The organism is Limnohabitans sp. MMS-10A-178 (genome assembly GCF_003063375.1).
Classification (GTDB): domain Bacteria; phylum Pseudomonadota; class Gammaproteobacteria; order Burkholderiales; family Burkholderiaceae_C; genus Limnohabitans_A.
The window spans coordinates 340,943-367,296 of the sequence record NZ_NERY01000001.1; the positions used below are offsets into that span (position 1 = coordinate 340,943).

30 protein-coding genes and 1 tRNA gene are annotated in these 26,354 nt (G+C 53.3%); 20 read left to right on the top strand and 11 right to left on the bottom strand.

Translation table 11 applies throughout. The features are described from left to right. The first annotated feature begins 5 nt into the window (after positions 1-5). The 4 genes from B9Z32_RS01580 to ptsP are packed head-to-tail and all read left to right on the top strand — an operon-like array spanning position 6 to position 3,679. Positions 6-1,253, top strand: coding sequence for an MFS transporter (locus B9Z32_RS01580; RefSeq protein ID WP_108420918.1), 1,248 nt, complete (start codon positions 6-8; stop codon positions 1,251-1,253). Next, positions 1,250-1,693: a PTS sugar transporter subunit IIA gene (locus tag B9Z32_RS01585; protein ID WP_108419642.1), complete on the top strand. Its 444-nt coding sequence runs from the start codon at positions 1,250-1,252 to the stop codon at positions 1,691-1,693. Before B9Z32_RS01580 ends, B9Z32_RS01585 begins: the two co-directional genes overlap by 4 nt. Then, complete coding sequence (locus B9Z32_RS01590) at positions 1,662-1,931, top strand: HPr family phosphocarrier protein (protein WP_108419643.1); 270 nt, start codon at positions 1,662-1,664, stop codon at positions 1,929-1,931. The genes B9Z32_RS01585 and B9Z32_RS01590 overlap by 32 nt, the downstream gene beginning before the upstream one ends. Then, positions 1,928-3,679, top strand: a complete 1,752-nt coding sequence (gene ptsP / locus B9Z32_RS01595) for a phosphoenolpyruvate--protein phosphotransferase (protein WP_108419644.1) — start codon at positions 1,928-1,930, stop codon at positions 3,677-3,679. Before B9Z32_RS01590 ends, ptsP begins: the two co-directional genes overlap by 4 nt. Before the next feature lie 12 nt (positions 3,680-3,691). Here ptsP and B9Z32_RS01600 read toward each other — a convergent pair whose 3' ends face one another. Genes B9Z32_RS01600 through B9Z32_RS01620 form a run of 5 tightly spaced genes read right to left on the bottom strand, consistent with a single transcriptional unit; the run spans position 3,692 to position 7,056 of the window. Next, complete coding sequence (locus B9Z32_RS01600; protein ID WP_108419645.1) at positions 3,692-4,588, bottom strand: DMT family transporter; 897 nt, start codon at positions 4,586-4,588, stop codon at positions 3,692-3,694. After that, positions 4,588-5,574, bottom strand: coding sequence for a lipoyl synthase (gene lipA / locus B9Z32_RS01605; RefSeq protein WP_108420919.1), 987 nt, complete (start codon positions 5,572-5,574; stop codon positions 4,588-4,590). The genes B9Z32_RS01600 and lipA overlap by 1 nt, the downstream gene beginning before the upstream one ends. A 30-nt stretch (positions 5,575-5,604) precedes the next feature. Continuing rightward, positions 5,605-6,273 (bottom strand): lipoyl(octanoyl) transferase LipB, encoded by a 669-nt coding sequence (gene lipB, locus B9Z32_RS01610; RefSeq protein WP_108419646.1) that lies wholly within the window; start codon positions 6,271-6,273, stop codon positions 5,605-5,607. A gap of 10 nt (positions 6,274-6,283) precedes the next feature. Continuing rightward, the gene (locus tag B9Z32_RS01615) at positions 6,284-6,583 is read right to left on the bottom strand and encodes a YbeD family protein (protein WP_108419647.1); all 300 of its coding nucleotides are present in this window, start codon (positions 6,581-6,583) and stop codon (positions 6,284-6,286) included. Positions 6,584-6,609: 26 nt separating this feature from the next. Beyond that, on the bottom strand, positions 6,610-7,056 hold the full coding sequence (locus B9Z32_RS01620; RefSeq protein ID WP_108419648.1) for a CopD family protein: 447 nt from the start codon (positions 7,054-7,056) through the stop codon (positions 6,610-6,612). Positions 7,057-7,193: 137 nt separating this feature from the next. Here B9Z32_RS01620 and B9Z32_RS01625 point away from each other — a divergent pair, with 137 nt between their 5' ends. From B9Z32_RS01625 to B9Z32_RS01680, 12 genes are all read left to right on the top strand, one after another. Beyond that, positions 7,194-7,679, top strand: a complete 486-nt coding sequence (locus tag B9Z32_RS01625; protein WP_108419649.1) for an ATP synthase subunit I — start codon at positions 7,194-7,196, stop codon at positions 7,677-7,679. Positions 7,680-7,728: 49 nt separating this feature from the next. Beyond that, entirely contained in the window at positions 7,729-8,574 is an 846-nt protein-coding gene (atpB, locus tag B9Z32_RS01630) for a F0F1 ATP synthase subunit A (protein WP_108419650.1), read from the top strand. Positions 8,575-8,629: 55 nt separating this feature from the next. Continuing rightward, entirely contained in the window at positions 8,630-8,878 is a 249-nt protein-coding gene (atpE, locus tag B9Z32_RS01635) for a F0F1 ATP synthase subunit C (RefSeq protein ID WP_108419651.1), read from the top strand. 31 nt (positions 8,879-8,909) lie between these two features. Beyond that, positions 8,910-9,380 (top strand): F0F1 ATP synthase subunit B, encoded by a 471-nt coding sequence (locus tag B9Z32_RS01640; protein ID WP_108419652.1) that lies wholly within the window; start codon positions 8,910-8,912, stop codon positions 9,378-9,380. A 22-nt stretch (positions 9,381-9,402) separates the two neighbouring features. Next, entirely contained in the window at positions 9,403-9,933 is a 531-nt protein-coding gene (locus B9Z32_RS01645; RefSeq protein ID WP_108419653.1) for a F0F1 ATP synthase subunit delta, read from the top strand. A gap of 44 nt (positions 9,934-9,977) precedes the next feature. Continuing rightward, positions 9,978-11,531, top strand: coding sequence for a F0F1 ATP synthase subunit alpha (atpA, locus tag B9Z32_RS01650; protein ID WP_108419654.1), 1,554 nt, complete (start codon positions 9,978-9,980; stop codon positions 11,529-11,531). A 27-nt stretch (positions 11,532-11,558) separates the two neighbouring features. Continuing rightward, a complete protein-coding gene (gene atpG, locus B9Z32_RS01655) occupies positions 11,559-12,443 on the top strand; it encodes a F0F1 ATP synthase subunit gamma (protein ID WP_108419655.1) in 885 nt (294 codons plus the stop codon). Between the two features lie 35 nt (positions 12,444-12,478). Continuing rightward, positions 12,479-13,882 carry a F0F1 ATP synthase subunit beta gene (gene atpD / locus B9Z32_RS01660; protein WP_090132177.1) on the top strand — a complete coding sequence of 468 codons (1,404 nt, stop codon included), beginning with the start codon at positions 12,479-12,481 and terminating at the stop codon, positions 13,880-13,882. A gap of 34 nt (positions 13,883-13,916) precedes the next feature. Beyond that, entirely contained in the window at positions 13,917-14,333 is a 417-nt protein-coding gene (locus tag B9Z32_RS01665; RefSeq protein WP_108419656.1) for a F0F1 ATP synthase subunit epsilon, read from the top strand. A gap of 73 nt (positions 14,334-14,406) precedes the next feature. Further along, positions 14,407-14,856: a nuclear transport factor 2 family protein gene (locus B9Z32_RS01670; protein WP_108419657.1), complete on the top strand. Its 450-nt coding sequence runs from the start codon at positions 14,407-14,409 to the stop codon at positions 14,854-14,856. Beyond that, entirely contained in the window at positions 14,853-15,860 is a 1,008-nt protein-coding gene (locus B9Z32_RS01675) for a YheT family hydrolase (protein WP_108419658.1), read from the top strand. Before B9Z32_RS01670 ends, B9Z32_RS01675 begins: the two co-directional genes overlap by 4 nt. Before the next feature lie 10 nt (positions 15,861-15,870). Continuing rightward, a complete protein-coding gene (locus B9Z32_RS01680) occupies positions 15,871-16,416 on the top strand; it encodes a DUF2946 family protein (RefSeq protein WP_108419659.1) in 546 nt (181 codons plus the stop codon). A gap of 62 nt (positions 16,417-16,478) precedes the next feature. Here the strand turns inward: B9Z32_RS01680 and B9Z32_RS01685 are convergent, their stop codons facing one another. Next, positions 16,479-17,003: a cytochrome c5 family protein gene (locus B9Z32_RS01685; protein ID WP_108419660.1), complete on the bottom strand. Its 525-nt coding sequence runs from the start codon at positions 17,001-17,003 to the stop codon at positions 16,479-16,481. 152 nt (positions 17,004-17,155) lie between these two features. On the opposite strand from B9Z32_RS01685, the gene B9Z32_RS01690 reads away from it, so the two are divergent. Continuing rightward, a tRNA-Arg gene (locus B9Z32_RS01690) sits at positions 17,156-17,231 on the top strand. Between the two features lie 5 nt (positions 17,232-17,236). Here B9Z32_RS01690 and mrdA read toward each other — a convergent pair. The 4 genes from mrdA to B9Z32_RS01710 are packed head-to-tail and all read right to left on the bottom strand — an operon-like array spanning position 17,237 to position 21,719. Next, positions 17,237-19,231, bottom strand: a complete 1,995-nt coding sequence (mrdA, locus tag B9Z32_RS01695) for a penicillin-binding protein 2 (protein WP_108419661.1) — start codon at positions 19,229-19,231, stop codon at positions 17,237-17,239. A 3-nt stretch (positions 19,232-19,234) separates the two neighbouring features. Further along, the gene (gene mreD / locus B9Z32_RS01700; protein WP_108419662.1) at positions 19,235-19,756 is read right to left on the bottom strand and encodes a rod shape-determining protein MreD; all 522 of its coding nucleotides are present in this window, start codon (positions 19,754-19,756) and stop codon (positions 19,235-19,237) included. Continuing rightward, entirely contained in the window at positions 19,753-20,661 is a 909-nt protein-coding gene (mreC, locus tag B9Z32_RS01705; protein ID WP_108419663.1) for a rod shape-determining protein MreC, read from the bottom strand. Before mreC ends, mreD begins: the two co-directional genes overlap by 4 nt. Positions 20,662-20,675: 14 nt before the next feature. Next, complete coding sequence (locus B9Z32_RS01710) at positions 20,676-21,719, bottom strand: rod shape-determining protein (RefSeq protein ID WP_108419664.1); 1,044 nt, start codon at positions 21,717-21,719, stop codon at positions 20,676-20,678. Between the two features lie 198 nt (positions 21,720-21,917). Here B9Z32_RS01710 and gatC point away from each other — a divergent pair, with 198 nt between their 5' ends. Genes gatC through gatB form a run of 3 tightly spaced genes read left to right on the top strand, consistent with a single transcriptional unit; the run spans position 21,918 to position 25,156 of the window. Continuing rightward, entirely contained in the window at positions 21,918-22,217 is a 300-nt protein-coding gene (gene gatC, locus B9Z32_RS01715; RefSeq protein ID WP_108419665.1) for an Asp-tRNA(Asn)/Glu-tRNA(Gln) amidotransferase subunit GatC, read from the top strand. Positions 22,218-22,226: 9 nt separating this feature from the next. Then, positions 22,227-23,702 (top strand): Asp-tRNA(Asn)/Glu-tRNA(Gln) amidotransferase subunit GatA, encoded by a 1,476-nt coding sequence (gene gatA / locus B9Z32_RS01720; RefSeq protein WP_108419666.1) that lies wholly within the window; start codon positions 22,227-22,229, stop codon positions 23,700-23,702. Next, positions 23,699-25,156 (top strand): Asp-tRNA(Asn)/Glu-tRNA(Gln) amidotransferase subunit GatB, encoded by a 1,458-nt coding sequence (gatB, locus tag B9Z32_RS01725; protein WP_108419667.1) that lies wholly within the window; start codon positions 23,699-23,701, stop codon positions 25,154-25,156. Before gatA ends, gatB begins: the two co-directional genes overlap by 4 nt. Here the strand turns inward: gatB and B9Z32_RS01730 are convergent. After that, positions 25,145-26,287 (bottom strand): Fic family protein, encoded by a 1,143-nt coding sequence (locus B9Z32_RS01730; protein ID WP_158268160.1) that lies wholly within the window; start codon positions 26,285-26,287, stop codon positions 25,145-25,147. The genes gatB and B9Z32_RS01730 overlap by 12 nt on opposite strands. Positions 26,288-26,354 lie beyond the last annotated feature (67 nt).

Sequence of the window (26,354 nt, forward strand, 5' to 3'; positions counted from 1 at the left end):
CAGTGATGAGCCCTAATTTGCCGACGCGACAAATGGTGGGGGTCTTTTTGGCTTTTGCCTCGGCTTATTTCTTTTCGAATTTGATCCGCGCCATCACGGCCACTTTGTCGCCCACCTTGACCCAAGAGTTGGCCTTGTCTGCGCAAGACCTGGGCTTGCTGGCGGGGGGGTACTTTCTGGGCTTTTCAGCCACCCAACTCCCTTTGGGCAAATGGCTTGACAGGCATGGCCCTAAAAAAGTTTTGTTGTCTTTTCTGGTGGTTGCCGTTTTGGGTTGCATCGCTTTTGCGATGGCCCAGAGTTTCATGGGCCTGTGGCTGGCCCGGGTTTTGTGTGGAGTGGGGGTTAGCGCATGTTTGATGGCGCCTTTGACTGCCTATCGAAGATGGATGTCACCCGGTGCACAGTTGCGCGCCAACTCTTGGATGCTCATGACGGGTTCTTTGGGCATGGTCTCATCTACATTGCCCATTCAATGGCTGATGCCGATGGTGGGCTGGCGAGCCATATTTGCAGGCATGGCCGTTTTGGTCGTTTTGTCGATGGTCATGATTTATCTGTTGGTGCCTGTGTGGGCAAAGCCAGAATCCGACGCAAAAGATTCCCCAACGAAAGCCGTTGAAAGTGAAGAGGGCTATAGACCCATTTGGCGCAGCGCGTATTTTTGGCGCATGGCACCGCTTGGTTTTTTTGGCTACGGTGGCTTGGTGGCATTGCAGACCCTTTGGGTGGCGCCTTGGATGACCGTGGTCGGAGGCTACTCGGCGATGGATGCTGCAACGGGTTTGTTCGGCATCAACGTTGCCATGTTGCTTACTTTTTGGGCTTGGGGCTTGGTCACGCCCCATTTTGCAAAGCGTGGCATTTCAGCCAATCAAGTGATTGCATGGGGTCAGCCCCTTAGCTTCGTGGTGCTGGCTTGGATCATTGTGTCTGGCCCTCAACTGGGCGACAACACTGCGCTGGCTTTGAGTTTGTTTTGCATCAGCAGCACTTTTGTGTCTTTGGCGCAGCCTACTGTCGGCATGTCTTTTCCGCCCCATTTGGCGGGTCGTGCACTGTCTGCTTACAACCTGGTTATTTTTGTTGGTGTGTTTGTGGTTCAGTGGGGCATTGGCTTGGGCATTGATTTGTTCAAGTCGCTAGGATGGCCGCCTGTTTTGGCCTTTCAAGCGGCCTTTTCGGTATTTGGCTTGTGCCTTGTTTTGTCCTATGTTTATTTTCATTGGGCAAACCGCGATAATTCAGCATGATCGGAATTCTCATCATCGCTCACGCGCCGCTGGCTTCTGCCCTGCGAGATTGCGCTTTGCATGTCTTTCCCGAATGTGCCGCTGGCGTTCAAGCCTTAGACATTGCGCCTAACGCAAGCCCTGAGGAAAGTCTGTTGCTGGCCAAAGCGGCCATGGCAAGGCTCAACACGGCAGAGGTTTTGCTTTTAAGCGACGTGTTTGGAGCCACCCCATCGAATGTGGCAGAAAAACTCAATGACGGCATTGACACGCGTTTGCTCGCTGGCGTGAACTTGCCCATGTTGCTACGCAGTGTTTGTTATCGCCATGAAAGCTTAGATGCCCTAGCTGCGCGTGCGCAAGCTGGCGGTACCCAAGGCATCATGCCGGTAGGCTTTACAGCCCCACAAAATCAATCAGGACCCCGACATGCTCCAAGCTACCACGACCATCAGCAATAAGCTCGGTTTACATGCGCGAGCCTCCGCCAAATTGACCAAGTTGGCGGGAGGCTTCCCGTGTGAAGTTTGGATTGCCAAAGGTGAGCGCCGTGTCAATGCCAAAAGCATCATGGGCGTGATGATGTTGGCAGCAGGCATTGGCAGTCAGGTCACCATCGACACCGATGGCGATCAAGCTCAAGAAGCCTTGGATGCTGTTCTGGCTTTGATCGCAGACAAATTTGGTGAGGGTGAATGACTTTCAGCATCCATGGCTTAGCAGTTGCTAGAGGCATCGCCATTGGACGGGCGGTGCTGGTGGCGTCGAGCCGTGTGGATGTAGCGCACTACTTTATACAGCCCGATCAAGTGGGGGCAGAAATTGCTCGTTTGCGACAAGCTCGCGATGCCGTCATTGAAGAGCTAAGGCGACTTCAAAACGATCTGACAAGCGATGCGCCGCCCGAGTTGGGGGCCCTGCTCGATGTTCACCTTATGCTGCTAGAAGACGAGAGTTTGTCAGTGGATGTGAAGCAGTGGATTGAAAAGCGGCTTTACAACGCAGAGTGGGCCCTCACCAGTCAAATGGAAGTCATTGGCCGACAGTTTGACGAAATGGAAGATGCCTATTTGCGTGAGCGCAAGGCAGACCTTGAGCAAGTGACCGAGCGTATTCTGCATTTCTTAAAAGGCGGAAACTCCCCTGTGGTGCGCATCAAGCCACAAGCCAGGCCCCAACAAGAGTTGCAATTGGGCGACACATTGGATGTGCCTTTGGTGTTGGTAGCGCACGACCTGTCACCGGCCGACATGCTGCAATTCAAGCAAAGTGTGTTTACCGGCTTTGTCACCGACGTTGGCGGCAAAACTTCTCATACGGCCATTGTGGCCAGAAGCCTAGACATTCCCGCAGTGGTCGGTGCGCGCAGTGCCAGCCAACTGATTCGGCAAGACGATTGGGTCATCATTGATGGCGATGCGGGCGTGGTCATTGTCGACCCTTCTTCCATCATCTTGGCAGAGTATGGCTTCAAACAACGCCAGGGCGATTTAGAGCGCGAACGCCTGAGCCGACTGCGCCACACCCCTTCGGTCACCTTAGATGGCCAAAAAATCGAATTGTTGGCCAACATCGAAATGCCTGAAGATGCCAAAGGCGCTTTGCAGGTGGGCGCTGTTGGCGTTGGTCTTTTCCGCAGCGAATTTTTGTTCATGGGCCGGCAAGGAAACTTGCCAGATGAAGAAGAGCAGTTCCAACAATATCGGCGCGCTGTGGAGGGCATGCAAGGCTTGCCCGTCACCATTCGCACGGTGGATGTGGGGGCTGACAAGCCCTTGGATGAAGCCAGACATGACGCCGCTCACTTGAATCCGGCGCTTGGTTTGCGCGCCATTCGGTGGAGCTTGGCCGATCCTGAAATGTTCTTAACCCAGCTGCGCGCTATTTTGAGAGCGGCTGCTTTAGGCAAGGTCAATCTGTTGGTGCCCATGCTGGCGCACGCCAGTGAAATTCACCAGACGCTGGCTTTGGTCAAGCAAGCGCAGCTTGATTTAGATGCACGCGGCGTGGTGTATGGCCCCGTGCAAATAGGCGCCATGATCGAAATTCCAGCCGCTGCCTTGTCGCTCAAATTGTTCTTAAAGTACTTTGACTTTTTATCAATTGGCACCAACGACCTCATTCAGTACACGCTGGCCATTGACCGTGCTGATGAAAGCGTGGCCCATTTGTACGACCCCTTGCACCCTGCGGTGCTCAGACTGGTGGCCGACACCATTGCTGAAGGTGCAGCGCAAGGCAAGGAGGTTTCGGTGTGTGGCGAGATGGCCGGTGATGTGAGCATGACCCGTTTGCTGTTGGGCATGGGCTTGAAAAGTTTTTCCATGCACCCCTCACAGGTGCTGCAAGTGAAGCAACAAATTTTGCGCTCAGATGCGGCCAAGCTCAAAGCGTTTGCGCAACAAGTGCTGGCGTCAGAAGATCCATCGAGCCTGATGGCCAGCTGATTCAAGCAAGCTCTAATTGGAGCTCGACTTGATTTCAAATTGAGGATCGTTGGCCGCTTGCTGGTTCTTGCTTGTTCGCCCCAGCCATGCGCCCCCCACAATGAGCACGCCGGCCCATGCCACCAAACTTGTGAGTGCTTCCTGTCTGTCAATCAAGAGCAACAAGGTGGAGCCAAGAGGCGTTAAAAAGCTGAGCAGTCCTATGTGTTGCGCGTTGCCATGTTTCAAGGCGGCATCCCACAAATAAAAAGCCAGACCCAAGGGCCCAAGGCCCATCCAAATGAGCAAGGCCGCATCGCTAAAGCTGAGCGACACAGGTGTTTCGAGTGTGAAGTGACACAGCAAAGACAGAACGCCGGAGACAAATCCGAAGTAGCCGATGGCTGCGGTATGAAAGGGCTGTACCCGCTGCGTCATGAGCGAATAAGTGGCCCAAATGAAAGCAGAAGCCAAGGCGGCCAAATAGCCCAAATTGAAATCGGCATCAATGGCTTGGCCGTTGGTCATGACCAACACCGCACCAGAAAATCCCGATATGGCTGCCAGCACTTGGCGAAAGTGCAGGCGGCTGTGTTTGTGAAACAAAGGCGCCAACACCACGATCAACAAAGGCCACAAATAGTTCACCAAATTGGCTTGAACGGCGGGCGCCGTGCGAAATGCCAAGAACAACAAAAAGTGATAACCAAACAAACCGTAGATACCAAGCGCCAACGTTTTGGCGGGCACGATGGCCAAGCGCCATTGAAAGCCCGACCATGGCAAAGCCACCAAGCTGCCAATTAAGAGCGCGCAGCCTGCCGTTAAAAATGGCGGCACATGCGACAAGCGCACACCCACTGGCGCCAAGGTGGCCCACAGTGCAATGGCGCCTAAGGCCAGCCAAGTGGCGCGAAGGCTAGAGCGCATTAGCGTGACAAACTAGCGCCGTGCGCTTGCTGATCAGCGTGATAGCTAGAGCGCACCATGGCACCCACAGCGGCGTGTTTAAAGCCCATCTCGTAGGCCTTCTCTTCAAACATCTTGAAGGTGTCTGGGTGCACATAGCGCTTCACGGGCAAGTGGCTGGTGGACGGCGCCAGGTACTGCCCCAAGGTGAGCATTTCAATGTTGTGCTCGCGCATTTCGCGCATGACTTGCAAAATTTCTTCGTCTGTTTCACCCAGGCCCACCATGAGGCCGCTTTTGGTGGGCACATGTGGGAAAAGCGCTTTGAATTTTTTCAGCAACTGCAAAGAAAATTGATAGTCAGAGCCGGGTCGAACTTCTTTGTACAAGCGCGGCACGGTTTCTAAATTGTGGTTCATCACATCGGGTGGTGCAGCCTTCAAAATTTCAAGTGCGCGATCGTCACGGCCGCGAAAATCTGGGACCAACACCTCAATTTGCGTTTTGGGTGAAAGCGCTCGCGTTTCGCGAATGCAGTCGACAAAATGGCCTGCACCGCCATCGCGCAAATCGTCACGGTCGACGCTGGTGATCACGACATAGCTCAACTTCAAGTCGGCAATGGTGCGGGCCAAGTTGTCGGGTTCATTCACATCCAATGGATCGGGGCGGCCATGACCGACGTCACAAAAGGGGCAGCGCCGTGTGCATTTGTCGCCCATGATCATGAAGGTGGCAGTGCCTTTGCCAAAACATTCGCCAATGTTGGGGCAACTGGCTTCTTCGCAAACGGTGACCAAATTGTTTTTGCGAAGGATGTCCTTGATTTCGTAGAAGCGGGTGGTGGGCGAGCCGGCTTTGACACGGATCCAGTCTGGCTTTTTGAGAACTTCGCCAGGCGTGACTTTGATGGGAATGCGAGACAACTTGGCGGCCGCTTTTTGCTTGGCCGTGGGGTCGTAGTTTTCTTGAGATTGTGCCTCGCGCACAACCTGGCCGGTTGAGATGGATTCTTTGGTCATTGCATTCTTTCTGTTTCAGGGGGCGAGCAAGGCGCTGAGCTTGTGCGCCAAGACGTCCGCAGCTTCCTCCCAAGAGGTGTTGATGCCTATTGTAAAAAGGTCTACCGATTGCAAACCAGCATAGCCACATGGATTGATGCGCTGAAAGGGCTCCAAGTCCATTTTCACATTGAGTGCCAGGCCGTGGTAGCTGCAGTGTCTGGAGACTTTGATGCCCAAGGCACTGATTTTCCCCAAGCCTTTGAAGGGGTCGTTGGGTGATACAGGGCCTGTCAATGCGGTGTGAGCGAAGGGGTCGGCCATGCGCACGTAAATGCCGGGTGCATTGGCAACACGGTGTCCTGTGACGCCAAAATGAGCCAGCGTTCTAATAACAGACTCTTCTAGGCGATAAACATATTCTTTGACAAAGTAGCCTCGGCGCTGCAAATTGAGCAAGGGATAAGCCATCACTTGTCCAGGGCCGTGGTATGTGACTTGCCCGCCTCGGTTGGTGGCAATGACGGGCGTTGTGCCCGGGTTCAAAACATGATTTGCCAAGCCCGCTAAACCTTGCGTGAAAACCGGGGGGTGCTCGCAAAGCCACAACTCATCGCCAGTTTCAGCGGTGCGCAAGGCCGTGAAGTCTTGCATAGCTTGGTAAGTGTCCGTGTACGGAACAAGACCCAGTTGTTTGACCAGCATGGCGGTGGGCTTAGAGCGCTACTTTGACCATGGGGTGGCCCGTGAGTGCGCGGTAGAGATTGTCTAGTTGTTCTCGGCTGGTGGCTCTGATGGTGAGGGTCAGGCTCAGGTAATTGCCGGCTTTGCTGGGGCGCATTTCAATGGTGGCGGGGTTGAAGCCGGGGTCGAATTGTTGGGCAATTTGAGCCATGGTTTCGGCAAAACCGTCGACCCTTGCGCCCATCACTTTGATGGGAAAGTCGCAGGGATATTCAATCAGGGACTCTTTTCGAGAGTCGCTTGGGATGGGGGGAATGGCGGAGGCGCTCATGAGATCGGTTTTCTTTGGGGCTGAATTTAACGACAAATGACCACGGCTCCGACGGCAATCCAGCTCAAGCCAAAGTTTAAAAGAACAAGCGGGTGAATTTTGCCCAGTTGAGCGCCTGCGCTCGAAAGATCGCCTGCGCTCAGAGCAGCTTGCATCTTTCGAAATGGGCCGAAGTACAAGTGACCAAAGACCAGACACATGAGCAAGCCAACGCCCAACATGACATGCCAACCTTTGGGGACAAGTCGCATGTCCACGCCCATGAGCATCAGGCCGCCGCTGGCCAGCAGCAACAAAATACAAAGTCCCACCATCTTGAAAAAACGCGCCAAGATACCGCCCAACAGGGGCAAGCGCAAAACCGGCTCTAGCTGGGCAATGGCCACAGGACGAATGGCCCAAATCATGAGCGCCATGCCCCCCATCCAGACGATGCCAGCAGCCAAATGGACAAATTTAATGATTTCATACATGAGGATTGACTCGTTTCAAAGGAATGCGACAAAATAATGACCAGTTCGATTGTGAGCCTTTTCCGATGTATGGGTTTTCACTTACAATCGTGAGCTTTGCGGAACCAAGGGTATCTGTAACCTGGTTGTAAACAAACATGGTCAGAATACCGCCACAAGATTTTGAAGACGATGGTGACGTCAATGGTGCTGAAAAGTTCAGGCCCCTGACAGCTGAGGAAGCACAAAAGCTAAGACTTCAGCAACCCCTCCTCTCCATTTGGCGAGTGGTTTTGGCGCAATTTGTGGTTGGTTTGGCTGTTGCGGCCCTCACTTGGCTCTTTACGGGGCGAGTTTCGGCGGCATGGTCGGCAGCTTATGGTGCTTTGGCGGTGGTCATTCCTGCAGCTTTGTTTGCGCGGGGCCTCACGAGCAAAGCCACCACCTTGAACTCAGGAACTGCGGTTTTTGGATTCTTGTTGTGGGAAATGGTGAAGATCGGCCTTACGATTGCCATGCTTTATGCGGCAACCTGGTTGGTCAAAGATTTGAGTTGGCCTGCCATGTTGGTGGGTCTGGTGGTCACAATGAAGGTTTATTGGGTGGTGTTTGCCTGGCGCAAAGTGTTTCACCCAGAAACTTGATTTGAAACCAAGTTGAAAAGTTAAAGTTAATTTTTAAAGAGCCTAGAGAATGTCAGCTTCAAACGCTCCCAGCGCCGGTGAATACATTGGCCACCATCTGAAGCATCTCCAAAACAAAGAGATGTCGGGTGTAATTGACTTTTCAGTTTTTAACATCGACTCCATCTTTTGGGGTATCTTTTTAGGCGTTGTGGGCAGCTTCTTGCTTTGGAAGGCTGCCAGCAAAGCCACCTCGGGTGTGCCTGGCCGTTTTCAAGCCGCTGTCGAAATTTTGTATGAAATGGTCGACTCACAAGCCAAGGGCATCATTCACAACGCCCAAAGCCGCAAGCTGGTTTCACCCTTGGCCTTGGCGGTTTTCGTATGGATTTTCTTGCTCAACTCCATGGACTTCTTGCCAGTTGACTTGTTCCATTCCTTGTTTGTCTTAACAGGTCTCGACAGCAGCATTCACTACTTCCGCGTTGTGCCCACAGCCGACTTGTCTACCACGCTGGGCATGTCTGTGTCTGTGTTGTTTATCTGCCTCTACTACAACATCAAAATCAAAGGCCTAGGTGGCTGGTTCCATGAACTCACCACCGCACCTTTCGGCGCACATCCTATTTTGTGGCCCTTCAATTTTGTGTTCCAAATGATTGAATTCGTCGCCAAAACCGTGTCTCACGGCATGCGACTGTTCGGCAACATGTATGCTGGCGAACTGATTTTCATGTTGATCGCTTTGATGGGTGGCGCGGCCGCTATGTCATTGACAGGCATTCTGTTGCCCATCGGTCACGTGATCGCTGGCTCCATTTGGGCCATCTTCCATATCTTGATCGTGGCTTTGCAAGCTTTCATTTTCATGATGTTGACTTTGGTCTACATCGGTCAAGCGCACGATGCTCATTGAGTATCTATTTCAGGTTTCTTTCTTAACTTTTTTTATCATCCATAGGATCAATTAAATGGAACACGTCCTCGGTTACGTCGCACTGGCATCTGGTCTCATCATCGGCATGGGCGCGATTGGCGCTTGTATCGGTATTGGCATCATGGGCAGCAAATACCTCGAAGCAGCTGCTCGTCAACCCGAATTGATGAACGAACTGCAAACCAAAATGTTCTTGTTGGCTGGTTTGATCGACGCGGCTTTCCTGATTGGCGTTGGTATCGCCATGATGTTCGCCTTCGCGAACCCGTTTGTTCTGAAGTAATTCCTGCAACAACCATAAGAAAGGTGTTGCCGTGAGTATCAATGCAACCCTGTTTGTTCAAGCCATTGTTTTTGCAATCTTGGTTTGGTTCACGATGAAATTCGTGTGGCCACCCCTTGCAGCCGCATTGGATGAACGAGCTCAAAAAATCGCCGACGGCCTCGCCGCTGCTGACAAAGCCAAATCTGAACTCGCCGCTGCCAACCAGCGCGTCGATGCCGAATTGGCCACCTCACGCAACGAAACGGCTGCACGCTTGGCTGACGCCGAGCGCCGTGCTTTGACGATCATCGAAGAAGCCAAAGCCCGTGCCACTGAAGAAGGCAACAAGATCATTGCTGCAGCCAAAGCTGAAGCAGAGCAACAAACGGTGAATGCCCGTGAAACTTTGCGTGAGCAAGTTGCGGCATTGGCTGTGAAGGGCGCCGAGCAGATTCTCCGCAAGGAAGTCAATGCGGGTGTTCATGCCGATCTGTTGAACCGTCTGAAGACCGAGCTGTAATCCTTAACAGTCCGAGAAGACCATGGCAGAACTTGCAACCATCGCCCGCCCCTACGCCGATGCGCTTTTCAAAGCGCAATCGGCCGACCTTGCGGGAACTGCAGCTTGGCTCGACGAGCTTGCCGCAGTTGCGAGCAACGCGCAACTGTTGCAATTCTCTGAAAACCCCAAGGTGACCGACGCGCAGGTTTTCGATCTAATTTCTGGCGTCGTCAAAACGGCGTTGCCAGCGGCAGGTCAAAACTTTTTGCGCTTGGCCATTGAAAACCGCCGGCTTGTGGCCTTGCCCGAAATTGCCAGTCAATTTCGCGCATTGAAAAATGCACAAGGTGGCACAGCCGATGCGATCGTTCACAGTGCTTTCCCCATTGATGCAGCCGCTTTGGCTGATCTGTCTGAAACGCTTGAAAAACGCTTTGGCCGCAAACTCAACGTCAGCGTTGAGATCGATGCGTCACTGATTGGTGGCGTGCGCGTGGTCGTGGGGGACGAGGTGTTAGACACTTCCGTCAAGGCCCGTCTGGAACAAATGAAAGTGGCTCTCACTGCTTGATGCAGCGAGAGGCCCGATCTAATTAAAGAAAGAAGGAAAGAGTCATGCAACTCAATCCAGCAGAAATTTCTGAGCTGATCAAGAGCCGAATTCAAGGTTTGTCTTCTGATGCAGACATCCGCAACCAAGGCACTGTGGTGTCCGTCACTGACGGTATCGTGCGCGTTCACGGTTTGTCTGACGTGATGCAAGGCGAGATGCTTGAGTTCCCCGCTACGGCCGCAGGTGTTGCAACCTTCGGTTTGGCTTTGAACTTAGAGCGCGACTCTGTCGGCGCCGTGATTTTGGGTGAGTACGAGCACATCTCTGAAGGCGACACGGTCAAATGTACCGGCCGCATTTTGGAAGTGCCCGTGGGCCCTGAACTGATTGGCCGTGTGGTCAACGCTTTGGGTCAGCCAATTGACGGCAAAGGCCCCATCAATGCCAAGATGACCGACGTGATCGAAAAGGTTGCGCCTGGTGTGATCGCACGTAAATCTGTTGACCAGCCAATGCAAACTGGCTTGAAGTCAATTGACTCCATGGTGCCCGTGGGCCGTGGCCAACGTGAATTGATCATTGGTGACCGTCAGACTGGTAAAACAGCTGTAGCCATCGACGCCATCATCAACCAAAAAGGTCAGAACATGACCTGCGTCTATGTGGCGATTGGTCAAAAAGCTTCTTCCATCAAAAACGTGGTTCGCGCGTTGGAGCAAGCTGGCGCCATGGCTTACACCATTGTGGTGGCAGCCTCCGCTTCTGAATCTGCGGCCATGCAATACGTGTCAGCCTACTCTGGTTGCACCATGGGTGAATATTTCCGCGACCGCGGCGAAGACGCATTGATCGTTTATGACGATTTGTCTAAGCAAGCTGTTGCCTACCGTCAAGTGTCTTTGCTCTTGCGCCGTCCACCAGGCCGCGAAGCTTACCCTGGCGACGTGTTCTATCTCCACAGCCGTTTGCTCGAGCGCGCAGCTCGCGTCAATGCTGAGTATGTTGAAGCCTTCACCAAAGGCGCTGTCAAAGGCAAAACAGGTTCACTCACAGCTTTGCCAATCATTGAGACGCAAGCCGGTGACGTGTCTGCCTTCGTGCCAACCAACGTGATTTCGATTACCGACGGCCAGATCTTCTTGGAAACATCTTTGTTCAACGCCGGTATCCGTCCTGCGATTAACGCTGGTATTTCCGTGTCTCGCGTGGGTAGCTCGGCTCAAACCAAAGTCATCAAGGGTCAGTCTGGCGGTATTCGTACCGACTTGGCGCAGTACCGTGAATTGGCTGCGTTCGCGCAGTTCGCTTCCGACTTGGACGAATCTACACGCAAACAACTCGACCGCGGTGCCCGCGTGACAGAACTCCTGAAGCAGGCTCAGTACAGCCCCTTGTCCATCAGCTTGATGGCAGCTTCTTTGTTCGCTGTCAACAAAGGCTTCATGGACGACGTAGACGTGAAGAAAGTTCTGTCCTTCGAAAGTGGTTTGCACGCGTACCTCAAAGATAAATGTGCCGCCCTGTTGGCCAAAATCGAAGAGACCAAAGCTTTGGACAAAGATGCCGAAGCTGAGTTGAACGCTGCTGTGGCCGCATTCAAGAAATCTTTTGCTTAATTTCTACCTGACCAAAAGGAGCCTCTAATGGCATCGGGCAAGGAACTACGCACCAAGATCAAATCGGTGGAGAACACCAAGAAGATCACCAAAGCGATGGAGATGATTTCTGTCTCCAAAATGCGCAAAGCGCAGGAGCGCATGCGCACGGCGCGTCCTTACGCCGAGAAAATTCGCGCCATCGCGAGCAATCTCGGCCAGGCCAACCCTGAGTATGTGCATGCTTACATGAAGCACTCTGACGGCAAAGCCGTTGGCTTCATTGTGGTCACCACAGACAAAGGCTTGTGCGGTGGTTTGAACACCAACCTGTTGCGTGCAGTCACAACCCAATTGCGTGAAACGCAATCGGCTGGCAAAACTGTTCAAGCAGTGGCCATTGGCAGTAAAGGTTTGGGTTTCCTCAATCGCGTGGGTGCCAAGGTGGTTTCTCACGTCACTCACCTGGGCGACAAGCCCCATTTGGAAAAACTCATCGGCCCCGTCAAGGTCATGCTCGATGCTTATGCCAATGGTGAGTTGAGCGCGGTTTACCTTTGCTACAACAAATTTATCAGCACCATGGCTCAGCAGCCCACCATCGATCAGTTGTTGCCTTTGTCGGCCGACAAGATGGAAGCTGAAACCAAGGCGTCTGGTACGCATCACGGTTGGGACTATTTGTACGAACCCGATGCACAAGCCGTCATTGACGACTTGTTGGTTCGTTATGCGGAAGCTTTGGTTTACCAAGCTGTTGCAGAGAACATGGCCTCCGAGCACGCTGCTCGCATGGTGGCCATGAAAGCCGCAACAGACAACGCGGGTAATGTGATTGGCGAGCTCAAACTCGTTTACAACAAAACTCGTCAAGCAGCCATCACCAAAGAATTGTCCGAAATCGTTTCTGGCGCTGCGGCGATCAGCGGTTAAGTCAATTCAGCTAATTCAAATTATTGGAGCGAAAAATGCAAGCCCAAGGAAAAATTGTTCAATGTATTGGCGCCGTGGTTGACGTGGAATTTCCACGCGATCAAATGCCCAAGATTTATGATGCTCTGAAAATGGATGGCTCAGCCCTCACATTGGAAGTGCAGCAGCAACTCGGTGACGGCGTGGTGCGTACCATTGCGCTCGGTTCATCCGACGGTCTGCGCCGCGGCTTGATGGTGTCCAACACGGGCAACCCCATCACTGTGCCCGTGGGCAAAGCCACATTGGGTCGCATCATGGACGTGCTCGGCACGCCTATCGATGAGCGCGGCCCCGTGAGCCAAGAACTCACAGCTTCTATTCACCGCAAAGCCCCTGCTTATGACGAGTTGAGCCCATCACAAGAATTGCTGGAAACCGGCATCAAGGTGATTGACTTGGTTTGCCCATTCGCCAAGGGCGGTAAAGTGGGTCTGTTCGGTGGTGCCGGTGTGGGCAAAACCGTGAACATGATGGAGTTGATCAACAACATTGCCAAAGCGCACAGCGGCTTGTCCGTGTTCGCCGGTGTGGGTGAGCGTACTCGTGAAGGTAACGACTTCTATCACGAAATGGCTGACTCTGGTGTGGTGAACTTGGAAAACCTGCTTGAGTCCAAAGTGGCCATGGTGTACGGTCAGATGAACGAGCCACCAGGCAATCGTTTGCGCGTGGCCCTCACAGGCTTGACCATTGCCGAATCTTTCCGTGACGAAGGCAAAGACGTGTTGTTCTTCGTTGACAACATCTACCGTTACACATTGGCCGGTACCGAAGTGTCTGCCTTGTTGGGTCGTATGCCTTCTGCTGTGGGTTATCAGCCTACACTGGCCGAAGAAATGGGCCGTTTGCAAGAGCGTATTACGTCTACCAAAGTGGGCTCCATCACTTCCATCCAAGCCGTTTACGTGCCAGCCGATGACTTGACCGACCCATCACCTGCCACCACCTTTGCTCACTTGGACTCCACTGTGGTGTTGTCTCGTGACATCGCATCTTTGGGTATCTACCCTGCGGTTGATCCTCTGGACTCTACAAGCCGTCAGCTCGATCCATTGGTTGTGGGTGTCGATCACTACGAAACAGCTCGCGCTGTTCAAGGCACATTGCAGCGCTATCGCGAACTGCGCGACATCATTGCCATTATGGGTATGGACGACTTGGCACCTGAAGACAAGTTGGCTGTGGCCCGTGCCCGTAAGATTCAACGTTTCTTGTCACAACCATTCCACGTGGCTGAAGTGTTTACAGGTTCACCTGGTAAGTACGTGCCTTTGTCTGAAACCATTCGCGGTTTCAAGATGATTGTGGCCGGTGAGTGCGATCACTTGCCAGAACAAGCGTTCTACATGGTTGGCGGCATTGACGAAGCCTTCGAAAAGGCCAAGAAAATGGCGTAAGCCATTTTTGTAAACCCTTTTCAAGGAACAAACTATGAACACCATCCGCGTTGATGTGGTCAGTGCCGAAGAGTCCATCTTCTCAGGTGAAGCCCGTTTTGTGGCCTTGCCTGGTGAAGCTGGAGAGTTGGGCATTTACCCCCGTCACACACCGTTGATTTCACGCATCAAGGCTGGCTCTGTTCGCATCGAAAAAGCCGACGGCACCGAAGAGTTTGTCTTCGTGGCTGGCGGCGTTTTAGAAGTGCAACCCGACCACGTAACCGTGTTGTCTGACACTGCTATTCGCGGTAAAGATTTGGACGAAGAAAAAGCCAATGCGGCAAAAGCTTCTGCAGAAGACGCGCTTCGCAATGCCAAATCTGAAATCGACATGGCACGTGCGCAAAGCGAGTTGGCAGTGTTTGCTGCCCAACTGGCGGCCTTGCGCAAGTTCCGCACTAAAAAATAAAATGATGGCGTTGAACACGCTGTTTGTTTTCTGAAACCCGGCGCACGCCGGGTTTTTTGCTTCTAAGGACACCATGCGCAAAGCCAAACTTCAAGCGGCCACATTGGGCGGCAACCCTGACGACATTGAGGCGGCTTTTTATGACGCACTCAGACAAGGCGACATTGAGCGCTTGATGGCTTGCTGGGCGGACGAAGAAGAAATTGTGTGCGTGCACCCAGGAGGCCCCAGACTGATTGGGGCTGGGGCTATCCGCGCCACCTTTGAAGCCATGTTTGCCAACGGCACGGTTCAAGCGCACCCAACGCAAGTGCACAAGGTTGAATCCTTGGCCAGTGCCATGCACCATTTGCTTGAGCGGGTTGAAGTGCTAGGCCCCGATGGACCTCAGACAGCCTATGTATTGGCCACCAACGTGTATCACAAGACGCCACAAGGTTGGCGCATGGTGGCGCACCACGCCAGTCCTGGTACGCCCAATGCGCCTGCAGAAGTTTCCTCCAGCCCTTCAACACTGCATTGACAGACTATTTAGCACCTCCTTGGCTGCCTGGCGGCCATCTGCAAACCATTTGGCCAGCCTTGTGGTCGCGCAGGTTTGAAGCTTCTCCACCGCAATGGCGGCGCGAGCGATGGAACACGCCTGATGGTGATTTTGTTGATGTCGATTTTTGTGAAGCCCAGTCTTCAGGTGGAACTGGCTTGAATCAAAGACACAGACCTTTGCTGGTGTTGTTTCATGGGCTCGAAGGCTCTTCAAGCAGTCACTCTTCGCAGGCCTTTGCAGATTGGGGCATACGCAATGGCTGTGATGTCGCAGTGCCTCACTTTAGGGGGTGCAGTGGCACATTGAATTTGATGCCCCGCGCCTATCACTCCGGTGACCATGAAGAGGTTGATCATTTGCTCCGTCGATTCAAGCAAAAGGTTGACGCACAAGGACGACCTGGACTTGTGGCGGCGGGCGTGTCATTGGGCGGCAATGCCTTGATGCGCTGGGCTGGTGAACACGGCCAGTCGGCGCAACAAATTGTGAAAGCCATAGCCAGCATTTGCTCACCATTAGACCTTACAGCCAGCGGCAAAGCCATTGGAGAAGGCTTTAACCGACAGGTTTACACGCGCATGTTTTTGCGCAGCATGAAGCCCAAAGCCATGGCCAAACTCAAGCAGTTCCCTGGCCTGTTTGATGCACGCAAACTGATGGCCGCCAAAGATTTGTACGAGTTTGACGATGTGTTCACCGCGCCCTTGCATGGCTTTCTAAACACCGATGATTATTGGTTGAGGGCCTCCGCATTGCCCCTCTTGGGCCAAGTTGCTGTACCTGCTTTGGCTTTGAATGCTCAAAACGACCCATTCATACCGTCAAACAGTTTGCCAACTCAGGCCCAAGTTAGCACTCACGTAAAGCTGTGGCAACCAAGGGGTGGTGGCCATGTGGGATTTGCCAGCGGCGCACTCCCCGGGCATTTGAAAGCCATGCCACAGGCTGTGGGTCAATGGCTTTTACAGCACATCGCCTAAGATTGAAGCCATGGACGATATTGTCAAACAAGCCATGGCCAAGTGGCCCAATGTGCCTCATTGTTTGGGCTGGTTGGGCCTGGATGAGCGCGGACATTGGTACCTCAGAGACGACCATGCGCAAGCACGCGGCCGTTTTCAAAGTGGTGTACCTGGCTCTAAAGGCTCATTGCTTCAGCACGACAAACTCATCGAGTTCATTCATCGCAATTACGCGGTGGATGAAAAGGGTGCCTGGTTTTTTCAAAATGGCCCGCAGCGTGTTTATGTGGAGTTGGCCGCCACGCCCTTTGTTTGGCGCATGTCATCGGATTTCAAATTGACCGCTCAAACGGGACAAGAAACGCTGGCCCAAACTTGCTTCACTGACCAAGCCGGAAGAGTTTATTTTGAAACCGACATGGGCTTTGGTTTGCTTCACACTTTGGATGTGGCCAAGGCGGCAGAAGGCTTGGAGATGGATCTGTGGCCCTTAGAGCGTGTGGATGCCGCAGAGATACCAAGCCGATTTGCCTACACCCTTAGCCCAGAAGCAGACAACAAAAAACCGCTCTGACGTGCATGACGTTGATCGAGCGGTTTTGAAGCAAGCCCAGAGACTGGGCTGACCAAACTAATTTACTTTTTCTCAGCAGGCGCAGCAGGTGCTTCTGGCTCTTTGAACTTGCCACCTGCAGAGGATGTGAGGTAGGCAACGGCGCGGCCAATTTCGAGGTCGCTGTAATCGCCGCCACCTTGGGCACCCATGGCGCCTTTGCCTTTGAGCACAGAATTGACCAAAGCGTCATAACCTATTTTGAGTCGAGGCGCCCAGGCACCTGCGTCGGCGTACTTAGGAGCACCTGCAGCGCCAGCATCGTGGCAAGCGGCACACTGTGCTTTGTAAACTTCTTGGCCGGCTTTCATGGGGCGGTTGGCATCGCGCACTTCAACCGCACCTACTTTTTGAATGCGCTCGGCAACAGTGCGCTCGGTGTCGCTGCCAGGGGCTGTTTTGTTGGCGGATGTCACGTAGTACACCAGGCCAATGATGATGAAGACGGGAATGATGAAGGAGGCAAAGCTCAGCATCAACATTTGCTTGGGTGTTTTGACCGGGCCAGTGTGGTCTTCGTGGGCTTGATCGTGGCTTTTGTCGCTCATAGCGTCCTCAATGAATCTCTATTGAACTGTATCCGGTTGAACGGAATCAACTTTCGATTATAACCTCCGAGATTTAGTGCGCGGCCCTGGCAAGCTATGAATTGCGGGGTCGCATGCCATAATTGACCGCTACCATCAGCAATGAAACAGGCGCGGCTGTAGCTCAGTGGATAGAGTATTGGCCTCCGAAGCCAAGGGTCGTGGGTTCGATCCCCGCCAGCCGCACCACTTGCTCATCGATTTTTTCCGCCACCCACCACACCTTCGCTGGGTACGAGTTGAATATCGTCTTTGCGCCGGCGCGTGCCAATGGGTGTGGAAGTGAGGCCCTTTTGTGAGGCCTCAATGTCTTCTTGGCTAGGATAATCTCCCAATAACCAGTAGTCAAAAACACGTCTGGCGATGGGCGCCGCTTGGGCTGCGCCAAAGCCTGCGTTTTCAACCACGATGGCCAAGGCAATTTGTGGATTGTCTGCAGGCGCAAAAGCCATGTACAAAGCATGGTCGCGTTGATGCTCTTCCAGTTTGCTGGCGTTGTACTTGTCTTTTTGGCCAATGGTCACAGCTTGCGCCGTGCCAGTTTTGCCAGCGCTTTGATAGGGTGTGCCTGCAAACACACGCGCAGAGGTTCCATCTTTGGCAACGCCAATCAAGCCCTGTTTGATCACTTCCACATGTTCGGGTTTGTAGCCCAAATTAACAGGCGCATCGCTCTTGACTGCGCGATCGACGCGCTGAATTGGATCTTGGGTGGCCATGACCAAGCGAGGTTTGTGGAAGGTGCCACCATTCGCCAGAACGGCCGTTGCATTGGCCAATTGCAACATGGTGAACGCGTTGTAACCCTGCCCAATGCCCAAGGAAATTGTTTCTCCGCCATACCAACGTTGTTGTTCTGGCTTTTTATAAGTTTTCTTTTTCCACTCGGTGCTGGGCAAGGTTCCGCGCAGTTCACCAGGCAAATCGAGCCCCGTGATTTGACCGAAACCCAGTGGCTTCATGAAGTCATGGATGGCGTCGACGCCCATGGTGTTGGCCAATGAATAGTAATAAACATTGCTAGACAGCACGATGGAGCGAACCATGTCGACAGGCCCTAAGCCTGCATCGCCGTGGCTTCTGAAGGTGTGACCGCCATAGGTCCAAGTACCGGTGTCGTTGGTGATTTCGGTGGCACTTCGTTTGCCTGTTTCAAGGGCGGCAAGTGCCATGAAGGGTTTGTAGGTGGAGCCGGGTGGGTAGGTGCCGCGGATGGCGCGATTGAGAAGCGGTTTGTCAATCGACTCACTGAGCATTTTCCAACTCTCGCTGTCGATGCCATCAACAAACAAGTTGGGATCAAAAGTGGGCTTGCTCACAAAGGCCAATATTTCACCGGTACGGGGATCAAGCGCAACCAAAGCGCCGCGTCGATCGCCGTAGAGATCTTCAATCATCTTTTGCAATTTGATGTCGATCGAAAGCACCACGTTTTGACCAGGCGTTGCCGGCTTACTGGCCAGCCTTCTAACTGCTCGACCACCAGCGGATGTTTCTACTTCTTGGACGCCAGTGATGCCGTGCAATTCACGTTCGTAGCGTTGCTCGACGCCCAGCTTGCCAATGTACTGCGTGCCATGGTAATTGGCTTCTTCGTCGCTTTCTTCAAGCTGCTCTTTTTCTTTTTGGTTGATCCGGCCAATGTAGCCCACCACGTGGCTACCTAAATGACCAAAGGGATAGTTGCGAAACAACCTGGCTTTGATTTCAACGCCCGGAAATTGAAATTGCTGCGCTGTGAACTTGGCAACCTCCTCGTCGGTGAGTCGAGAGCGAATGGGCAGCGAGTCAAAGTTTTTTGACTCTTCGCGCATGCGCTTAAAGCGCCGCCTGTCGCGCAGTGGGATGTCAATGATTTCAGACAATCGGTCGATGGTGGCTTCGACGTCCTTCACGCGCGAGGGTGTGATCTCTAAGGTGTAAGCGGAGTAGTTGTTGGCCAGCACCACACCGTTGCGGTCCAAAATAGTGCCGCGGTTGGGCACTGTGGGCAAGATGGCGGTGCGGTTGTTTTCAGCTTGCGCCAGCAAGTCATCGTGGCGAATGACTTGAAGATAAAACAAGCGCATGCCCAGCAACGCAAAACACAAAAGCACGACACCCTGCATCACCATCACGCGCGTTTGAAATTTGAAAATTTCAAATTCTGTGTTGCGCAACTCGCTTAACGAGGGCAGGTGAAAGGCCATGATTTAGATGGGCCGATTGGCGTCGGGGTCATGTGCCCGACGTTGTGGCGCGAGCAAGATGAAATTGGCGACGGGCCACAACAAGGTTTCTAAAAATGGTGCGAGCAACATGGGCCAACCAGGGAAGTCATTGCCAGTGCTCAGACGAATGAGCAGGCCAATGGCTTCTGCCAGAATAAAGAAAGGCGCAATTTGCAGCATTTGCTCTTTGATGGGAAACCAAAGCAATCGACGGTGCAAGCTGAAAGCAAAGTAGCTGAGCACCACATACGACAGTGCGTGCTGGCCAAACAAGGATGAGTGCTGCACGTCCATCCAAAGACCCAAAACGAAGGCAATGGCCATGCCGACTCTGCGAGGTTGATGAATACCCCAGAAGAAAATACACACGGCCAAAACGTCTGGCATCCAAAGAGCTTGTGAAAAACTCAACAACATGCTCAGCAGCAATGCACAGATTAAGCTGCCCGCAATGAACCAGGGGCTGACAGGCAACAGCAAGGCTTCGCGACGATCCATGATCATGGTGCTTTGCCTTTGGTGGAGGCTGAAGCGGCTGAAGCAGCTGAAGCAGCTGTTGCGCCAGTGGGTTGAAGGATCAAGACATGTCGACCTTGCAGCTCGGCCAGCGGTTTGGCGTGAATGCGCGCAAAAGAAATATCGACACGCCTTTCAATGTGACTAATGCGGGCAACTTGAAGTCCTGCAGGATAAACACCATCGATGCCACTTGTGATGAGCAAGTCACCTTCTTTGACGTCGGCGCTGGCAGGTACAAATTTCAACTCAATCATGGGCACACCCTCCAACATGTCGCCGTTGGTGATATTGCGTGAGCCTGTTCGGCTGTTCAAAACAGGAATGCTTTGTTGGTGGTCGGTTAAAAGTGTGACTTCAGCGGTCATGGGCAATAAGCGCGTGATTTGTCCAATCACACCTCCCGCATCAATGACGGGTGATCCCAAAACGACGCCATCGACTTGTCCTTTGTTGAGCACAAGGCGTTGGTTGTAGGGGTCGGGGACATCAAATAAAATTTCGGCGGCTTGCGATGGTGTAGAAATGTTGGATGACAGCCCCATCAATTGGCGCAGTGTTTGATTTTCGAATTTCAATTGCTCTACTTGTTGTGAGCGAGCAGACAGCTCAAGGATTTTGAGGTCTGCGGCCTTGAGATTTTCTTGGGCTTGTTCCAAGCTTTGAAAATGTTTGCCTGCAAAGTTCAGTGCTTGTCCAGGCTGAAGCACCAGCCACTGAACAGGCAAAATGAGTGTTGAAAGCGCTGCGCGAAGGGGCTTGGTGAATTGCAGTTGCATGTCGCCAAACATGAGCAACAAGGACAATGCTGAAAAAAAGACAAGCTTGGTGAGAGGCGCAAAGCCCACCCTGAAAAAGGGTGGAGGAGAGCGATCAAGAGACTCTAGCGCCATGTATTGCGCCAGCGTTATTCACTGGTGAAGATACTGCCCAGGCGGTCCATGCGTTCGAGGGCCATGCCGCAACCGCGTGCCACGCAAGTGAGAGGGTCTTCGGCCACCAAGACGGGCAAGCCGGTTTCTTCGGACAGCAAACGATCAAGGTCGCGCAATAAAGCGCCGCCGCCTGTCAGCATCATGCCGCGATCTGAAATGTCGGCGCCCAGCTCGGGAGGCGTTTGTTCCAGAGCGGTTTTGACGGCTGAGACGATGTTGTTCAGAGGATCGGTGAGGGCTTCCAAAATTTCGTTGCTGCTGATGGTGAAGCTGCGGGGCACGCCTTCTGACAGGTTGCGGCCCTTGACTTCCATCTCGCGCACTTCACTGCCTGGGAAGGCCGAGCCAATGTTTTTCTTGATGGCTTCTGCGGTGGGCTCACCAATGAGCATGCCGTAGTTGCGGCGAATGTAGTTGATGATGGCTTCGTCAAACTTGTCGCCACCCACGCGCACGCTGCCTTTGTAGACCATGCCGCCCAAAGAAATAACGCCCACTTCGGTGGTGCCACCACCAATGTCGACCACCATGGAGCCGGAGGCTTCAGACACCGGCAAGCCGGCGCCAATGGCTGCGGCCATGGGCTCTTCAATGAGGTAAACCTCGGAAGCGCCAGCGCCGAGGGCTGATTCGCGAATGGCACGGCGTTCAACTTGGGTAGAACCACAGGGCACACAAATAATGATGCGGGGGCTGGGCCTGAAGGTGCTGCGGGGGTGCACCATGCGAATGAATTGCTTGAGCATTTGCTCGGTGACGGTGAAGTCGGCAATCACACCGTCTTTCATGGGTCGAATGGCTTCGATGTTGCCGGGTACTTTGCCCAACATAGACTTGGCTTCGTGGCCAACAGCCTGCAAAACTTTCTTGCCTTGGGGCCCGCCCTCGTGGCGGATGGCTACCACTGAGGGCTCGTCTAGCACGATGCCTTTGTCGCGCACGAAAATGAGGGTGTTGGCGGTACCCAGATCAATGGCCAAATCGGTAGAAAAATAGCGGCGAAACGAACTGAACATAACAAATCCTAAGCAACTGCTGTCGTGATGCGGGCGGCATGCAGTTTGGGGGTCATTGAAGGGCGTAAATTGTGGGCTTGAACAAGCTTTTTTGGAGAGCTGGCAGCGAACACACGATAATAACCGATCGCTTGAAAAAAATGCGGTTTAAAAGCCCAAATTTGTGGCGCTTGAAGCGCCAGTCATGAGTCACCATTTATGTCCTTAACTGCCCAAGACATCGACCGAATTGCCAATTTGGCCCGGTTAGAGCTACCGCCAGAGGAGGGCCAACGCATGTTGGACCAAATCAATGGCTTTTTCAGCATTGTGGAAGCCATGCGTGCGGTTGACACCACCGGTGTACAGCCCCTGCCACACCCCATTGCCACCATCCAAGAGATGGCGCTGCGCTTGCGCGATGACGTGGCCTCTGAGCCCAATCAGCGAGAAGCCAATCAACAAAGCGCCCCTGCTGTTGAGCGTGGCCTGTTTTTGGTTCCCAAAGTGATCGAATAAGGGAACGCCATGACTGCTTTACATGATTTAAGCGTTGCAGCTTTGGCTGCCGAACTTCGCACCAAAAAGGTTAGCGCTACAGAAGTGGCCCAGCACTTTTTGGCACGCAGCCAAGCGGATACGTCTGGCGCGTTTTTAAGTCTCAACCCAGAAGCCACCCTGGCGCAAGCCAAAGAGGCCGATACCCAACTGGCGGCGGGCATTGCCGGGCCTTTGGCTGGCGTGCCCATGGCCCACAAAGACATTTTTGTCACCACCGACTTTCCCACCACGGCAGGCTCCAAAATGCTGGAGGGCTATCGCTCGCCCTTTGACGCCACAGTGGTGCGCAAATTGGGAGTTCAGCCCGGCGGTGCAGGTATGGTCAATGTGGGCAAGCTCAATTGCGATGAATTCGCCATGGGCTCGTCCAATGAAAACTCGGCTTACCAATCAGTGACCAACCCTTGGGACACAACACGTGTACCGGGTGGTTCTTCTGGCGGAAGTTCTGCGGCTGTGGCTGCACGCTTGGTGCCCGCGGCCACAGGCACAGACACGGGTGGCTCCATTCGCCAACCGGCCAGCTTTTGCGGCATCACGGGCATCAAACCCACCTATGGCCGTGCCTCACGTTACGGCATGATTGCCTATGCTTCTAGCTTGGATCAAGCTGGGCCCATGGCCCGCACCGCAGAAGACTGCGCGCTCATGTTGTCAGCCATGTGCGGCCCCGACCTAGACCGCGATTCCACTTCACTCGATGTGCCCGCAGAAAACTTTGCACGCGATTTGAATGCGTCCCTCGATGGTTTGCGCATTGGTATTCCCAAAGAATTTTTTGGTGATGGTTTGGCGTCTGGTGTTCGTGCAGCTGTCGATGCGGCTTTGAAAGAATACGAAAAACTCGGCGCCAAGTTGGTACCTATCAGCTTGCCTCGCACCGAACTTTCTATTCCTGTTTACTACATCATTGCGCCCGCAGAAGCGTCCAGCAATTTGAGCCGCTTCGATGGTGTGAAGTTTGGCCATCGCACCAAGGACTACACCGACTTGGTGTCCATGTACAAGCGCTCGCGCGCTGAAGGTTTTGGTGAAGAAGTGAAGCGCCGCATCATGACGGGTTCCTATGTGTTGTCGCACGGTTACTACGACGCATACTACCTGCAAGCGCAAAAAATCAGGCGCATGATTTCCGATGACTTCCAACAAGCTTTCAAAGTTTGCGACGTCATTGCAGGTCCGGTAGCGCCCACTGTGGCGTGGAAGTTAGGCGAGAAAGCCGACGATCCTGTGGCCAATTATTTGGCTGACATTTTTACGCTGCCCGCATCTCTGGCAGGCTTACCTGGCATGAGCGTACCAGCAGGTTTCGGTGAAGAGGGCATGCCTGTTGGCTTGCAACTCATTGGCAATTATTTCAAAGAAGCACAGTTGCTCAACGCCGCACATCGTTTGCAGCTAGCCACTGACTTCCACCTCCGTCAACCTGGAGGCGCAAAATGAGCACAAAACAAAAATCTCTCTTGTTCCAAGGCTACGAAGTGGTCATTGGCTTTGAAACGCACGCACAGCTTTCAACCCAAAGCAAAATTTTCAGCCGCGCACCCACAGCGTTTGGTGCAGAGCCCAACACGCAAGCTTGTGCGGTTGACTTGGCTTTGCCTGGCACGCTGCCCGTCATGAACAAAGGGGCGGTTGAGCGCGCTATTGAATTGGGCTTGGCGGTAGGCGCCCACATTGCTGAAGCCAGTATTTTTGCGCGCAAAAATTATTTCTATCCCGATCTGCCCAAGGGCTATCAAATCAGTCAATTTGAAATTCCCGTTGTGCAAGGCGGCGAGGTGTCTTTCTTTGTTGGTGACGAAAAGAAAACCGTTCGCTTGGTGCGTGCGCACTTGGAAGAAGATGCGGGCAAATCTTTGCACGAAGACTTCATTGGCCAAAGCGGCATTGACCTCAACCGCGCGGGCACACCGCTCTTAGAAATTGTGACCGAGCCCGACATTCGCTCTAGCGAAGAAGCCGTGGCCTACGCCAAAGAGTTGCACAAAATTGTGACTTGGATTGGCATTTGCGATGGCAACATGCAAGAGGGCAGTTTCCGTTGTGATGCCAACGTGTCGGTGCGCAAACCGGGGGATCCTTTGGGCACACGCCGCGAAATTAAAAACTTGAACAGTTTTAAGTTCATGCAGCAAGCCATCGACTTTGAAGTGCGCTGGCAAATTGAACAAATTGAAGACGGCTTCGAGATCCAACAGGCCACCGTATTGTTCGATCCAGACACGGGCGAAACACGCGCCATGCGCACCAAAGAAGATGCGGCAGATTACCGCTACTTCCCCGACCCCGATTTGCCGCCGCTTGTCATTGGTCGCGATTGGGTGGCCCGTGTGCAGTCTGAGATGACCGAGTTGCCACGTGTCATGGCTGCGCGTTTTGTGGCCGACTACGGACTGCCCGAGTACGATGCCACCACGCTCACGCAAAGCAAAGCCATGGCCGCTTATTTTGAAGCGGCTGCCAAGGCTTGTGGGCAAGCCAAGTTGGTCAGCAATTGGGTGATGGGCGAAGTGTCACGTCGCTTGAACGCCAGCGAAGTGGGCATTGAGAACGCACCAGTCAGTGCTGCACAACTGGCTGCCATGATTGCGCGCATTGCCGACAACACCATCAGCAACAGCGCCGCCAAACAAGTGTTTGATGCGCTGTGGACGGAAGGCGGCGAAGTGGATGCCATCATTGAGGCCAAAGGCCTGAAGCAGATGAACGACAGCGGCGCCTTGGAAGCCATCATTGACGAAGTATTGGCGGCCAACCCGAAGAACGTGGAAGAGTTCAGAGCTGGCAATGCCAAAGCTTTGAACGGCTTGGTGGGCCCCATCATGAAGGCCAGCAAAGGCAAGGCCAACCCGGCTCAGGTGAATGAGTTGTTGCTAAAAAAGTTACAGGGTTAAGCCAAGTATTGGAGAGGGATGAAGCTGGTACCGGGTGCCACGCCCGGTGCCAGTTTGCACCAACAAACCAGCTTCGAGCAGGGCTGTCAATTCGCGATAAGCTGTGGCGCGTGACACGCCGCAGAGGTTGACGTATTTCTCGGTACTCAAACCGCCACTGAATCCATCGGGCCCTGCATCGTAGAGTTTATTGATGGCTTTGTTTTGGGATGGTGTGAGGCTTGAATGATGTTCTCGCAAGCCTGCCCAAAAACGTGTTTTGTGCATGGCTGATTGCATTTGTTCCCAGCTGCTGTCAGCGGCCTTGTGAATGCAAGCGACGAACCATTGAACCCAGTGCGTGACGTCCATGTTGGCGCTGCTGGTTGCCGATTGAAGTTGTTCGTAATAGGCGCTCCTTGCATGCCAAATTTGTTGTGACAAGCTCCACAGGCGTTGTTCTGTTTGAAGATCTTGAGCCAAGGCCATCTCCACCAAGGCGCGGCCAATGCGGCCATTGCCATCTTCAAAGGGATGAATGGTTTCAAACCACAGGTGAGCCAACGCGGCACGAACCAAACCATCTTGTTTGCCCAGACTGCTGTTAAACCAATCGATGAAGAGTTCCATGTTGCGCTTGACATCTTTAGAAGCTGGCGCTTGGTAGTGCACAAGGTCGGGCTTGCCCATTCGAGGTGTGACGATTTGCATGGGCTCCGGATGTGTCCGATAAGCACCTGTCAGAATCTTTTGGGAGCCACTCCGGCCGGTTGGAAACAAAGCGGCTTGCCAGTCAAACAAAGTTTGGTGACTCAGCGCGCGATGACTATTTTGCAAGGCGCCTTGAAGTAGATTGAGTGTGGCCTCGGCGCGCGCGTCGCGTTTGTTTTTTTTTCCGTCAGCCAAACCCAAACGACGTGCGGCAGACGCTCTGACCGAGTTGAGTTGCAGTATTTCGCCTTCAATTTGAGCTGTTGCCAAAGCTTCATCTGACCAGCCCTGAAGTTGAAGCGCGACGAGGTCAGGCAATTGCAGGTGCGTCGCGAGTCCCATGGCTCTTCCCTGTGAAAAGCGTGTGGCCGCTATCGCGGGTTGAAGTGCAGCCAGGTCGACCTTGAAGTGAGGCCATTTGGAAGATTGCCAGAGGTACATAAAGCGCATCATAAGCTTTTACGCTTCAAATGTGAAGCGTAAAATGAAAATTTACGCTTCACTTGGC